General features: G+C 72.8%; 3 protein-coding genes. All 3 read right to left on the bottom strand.

Annotated features, from left to right (window positions below; translation table 11 throughout):
- Nucleotides 1-126: 126 nt before the first annotated feature.
- The 3 genes from ACFV61_RS14565 to ACFV61_RS14555 all read right to left on the bottom strand — a co-directional run bounded on the left by ACFV61_RS14565 (nt 127) and on the right by ACFV61_RS14555 (nt 2,875).
- Nucleotides 127-744: a GNAT family N-acetyltransferase gene (locus ACFV61_RS14565; protein WP_063348469.1), complete on the bottom strand. Its 618-nt coding sequence runs from the start codon at nt 742-744 to the stop codon at nt 127-129.
- A 119-nt stretch (nt 745-863) separates the two neighbouring features.
- Nucleotides 864-1,910: a ParB/RepB/Spo0J family partition protein gene (locus ACFV61_RS14560; protein ID WP_380491895.1), complete on the bottom strand. Its 1,047-nt coding sequence runs from the start codon at nt 1,908-1,910 to the stop codon at nt 864-866.
- A gap of 14 nt (nt 1,911-1,924) precedes the next feature.
- On the bottom strand, nt 1,925-2,875 hold the full coding sequence (locus tag ACFV61_RS14555) for a ParA family protein (RefSeq protein ID WP_279634954.1): 951 nt from the start codon (nt 2,873-2,875) through the stop codon (nt 1,925-1,927).
- Nucleotides 2,876-3,185 lie beyond the last annotated feature (310 nt).

The raw sequence follows: 3,185 nt of genomic DNA, 5'->3' as shown, positions 1-3,185 counted from the left end.
GGGCGCCGGGCGCCCCGGCGTCCTCGGTGGGGATCCAGTAGGCGTCCAGGACGAGCTGCTCGCGCTCGGCGAGGGGCTCCCCACACCGGGGAGCCCCGCCGTCGTCGTTTCCAGCCGTCTCCCGCCTCAGAACGGCCGCAGCGCCGGCTCCTTGCGCGCCCCGCCGAGCAGCCGCTCCAGCGCCACCTCCACATCGCCCCGCCAGGACAGCGTGGTGCGCGCCTCCAGCCGCAGCCGCGGGTAGCGGTGGTGCGAGCGGACGGTCTTGAAGCCGACCGCGAGCAGGTGGTCGGCCGGCAGCACGCAGCCGACCGGCTCAGGACCGGCCGAGCCGAAGGCCTCGATCGCCCGCACCCCGCGCCCGAGCAGGTCCTTGGCCACGGTCTGCACCAGCACCCGGCCGAGCCCCTGCCGCTGGTAGCCCGGAACCACCCGGCTGACCATCAGCTGGACGGCGTCCGGCGAGACCGGACTGGTCGGGAAGGACTGCGACCGGGGGACGTAGGCGGGCGGCGCGTACAGCACGAAGCCGGCCGGCTGGTCGTCCACGTAGACGATCCGACCGCAGGAACCCCACTCCAGCAGCACCGCAGAGATCCACCCCTCCTTCTCCAGCTCCGGCTTCCCGGACTCCACCGCCGCCTTCCCGCTGACCGGATCCAGCTCCCAGAACACGCAGGAGCGGCAGGTCGTCGGCAGATCGGCGAGGTTGTCCAGGGTCAGCGGAGCGATCCGGCGTCCCATGCCCCGCACCTCCTCCTCCACTTCACGGTCGAGCATGCCCCCACAGACGCCGATGGGTGCATGTTTCACGTGAAACAGTGCTCACGCGGAACATGCACCCATCGGGTATCGTCCCCGGCTCAGCCCTGCGACAGCCGCAGACCGTCCTCGCCCGGGGCCAGGCTGTCCAGGATCCGGTTCAGGTCCTCCACCGAACCGAACTCCAGCACCACCTTGCCCTTGCCCAGCTTGCCGCCGCGCTGCGACACCTCGACCTTGACCCGGGTGTCGAAGCGGTCCGACAGCCGGCTCGCCAGATCGTTGAAGGCCGGGGAGATCAGCTTGCCCGCCTTCGGCGCCTGGCGCTTCGGCTTCCGGTCCTCCTCCTCGCCCATCAGCGCGACGATCTCCTCGGTGGTCCGCACCGAGAGGCCCTCCGCGACGATCCGCTTGGCCAGCAGCTCCCGCCGCTCGGCATCCGGCACCCCGAGCAGCGCCCGGGCGTGGCCGGCGGTCAGCACCCCGGCGGCGACCCGGCTCTGCACGGTGGGCGAGAGCTTCAGCAGCCGCAGGGTGTTGGAGACGTGCGAGCGCGAGCGGCCGATCCGGTCGGCCAGCTCGTCGTGGGTGCAGGAGAAGTCCCGCAGCAGCTGGTCGTAGGCGGCCGCCTCCTCCAGCGGGTTCAGCTCGGCCCGGTGCAGGTTCTCCAGCAGGGCGTCCAGCAGCAGCTTGTCGTCCTCGGTGGCACGGACGATCGCCGGGATCTGCTTCAGCCCGGCCTCCTTGGAGGCGCGCCAGCGGCGCTCGCCCATGATCAGCTCGAAGCGATCGGGCGCGACCTGGCGCACCACGATCGGCTGGAGCAGGCCGACCTCCTTGATCGAGACGACCAGCTCGGCCAGCTTGTCGTCGTCGAAGACCTCACGGGGCTGGCGCGGGTTGGGCTCGATCGCGTCCAGCGGCAGCTCGGCGAAGAAGGCACCGGCCACCGGCGCCGGCTGCGCCTGCTCGGCCTGCTTCTCCGCGGCCGCCCGGGCCGCCACCGTGCCGCGGCCGGTCGGCAGCGTCGGTACCGAGGTCGGCGACGCCGCGCCGATCGCCCCCACCGGGGCCGGTGCGGGCGCGGCCGCCGCCTCGCCGTCCACCGGTACGGCGGGGCGGATCAGCGCCTCCAGCCCTCGTCCCAAACCCCTGCGACCACTCACCGATGACCCTCCGTCGTACCGTGCTGTGCCACCGGGGCTCCGTGCCCCGTACCGCTGCCGTGCCGCTGCTGCCCCAGGAGCGGGCCGCCGCCGACCGCCGCCGCGCGCAGCCCGAGCTCGCGGGCGGCCTCCAGGTAGGAGAGCGCCCCGGTCGAGCCCGGGTCGTAGGTGAGGACCGTCTGACCGTAGCTGGGCGCCTCCGAGATGCGCACCGAGCGCGGGATCGCGGTGCTCAGCACCTCCTGCGGGAAGTGCGTCCGGACCTCCTCGGCGACCTGGGCGGCCAGCCTGGTCCGGGCGTCGTACATGGTGAGCAGGATGGTCGAGACGTGCAGCGCGGGGTTGAGGTGCGCGCGCACCAGCTCGACGTTGCGCAGCAGCTGGCCCAGGCCCTCCAGCGCGTAGTACTCGCACTGGATCGGGATCAGCACCTCCCGCCCGGCCACCAGGGCGTTGACCGTCAGCAGGCCCAGCGAGGGCGGACAGTCGATCAGGACGTAGTCCAGCGGCTGCTCGTAGGCGGCGATGGCGCGCTGGAGCCGGCTCTCCCGGGCCACCAGCGACACCAGTTCGATCTCGGCGCCGGCCAGGTCGATGGTCGCGGGGACGCAGAACAGCCCCTCGACGTCCACCACCGGCTGCACCACGTCGGCGAGCGGCTTGCCCTCGACCAGGACGTCGTAGACGGACGGCACCTCGGCGTGGTGGTCGATGCCGAGGGCGGTGGAGGCGTTGCCCTGCGGGTCGAGGTCGACGACCAGGACGCGCAGTCCGTGCATGGCGAGCGAGGCGGCCAGGTTGACGGTGGTGGTGGTCTTGCCGACCCCGCCCTTCTGGTTGGCGACCACGATCACCCGGGTGGCGGCGGGGCGGGGCAGACCCTCACCCGCTCGGCCGATCGCCTGAACCGCAGCCTGGGCAGCCCTCGCGATGGGCGTGTCATCGATCTGGCCGATGGTCTCCGAGTCCTGCATGGGGGTCAGTGTTTCACGTGAAACCGGAGCGGCAACAGTCGCCGCCCGGCTGCGGCCGAGGATTCCCGAGAGCAAGGAGCGACGTTTCACGTGAAACACCATGCCCGCTATGTCGGAAATCTGACGTTGCGACACTCCGGTGTCCTCCCGTCGACCGGCCGTCACCCCGACGGCCACCGGAACGCCGACGGGGGGGGGGGGGGGGACCGCACAGCCGCGCTACCCCCCCCCCGCCGCGAGGGGGGGCCGGTGCCGCCCCGCGCCGGGGGGGAGCGCCCCCCCC

Source organism: Kitasatospora sp. NPDC059817, from assembly GCF_042731835.1.
Taxonomy (GTDB): domain Bacteria; phylum Actinomycetota; class Actinomycetes; order Streptomycetales; family Streptomycetaceae; genus Kitasatospora.
The sequence above is the reverse complement of the archived record's forward strand: the minus strand, read 5'-3'. Positions and strand labels throughout refer to the sequence as shown.

What these genes read in the sequence shown, in the direction of transcription:
- ACFV61_RS14565 (WP_063348469.1), bottom strand. Translation starts at nt 744, where the DNA reads ATGGGACGCCGGATCGCTCCGCTGACCCTGGACAACCTCGCCGATCTG.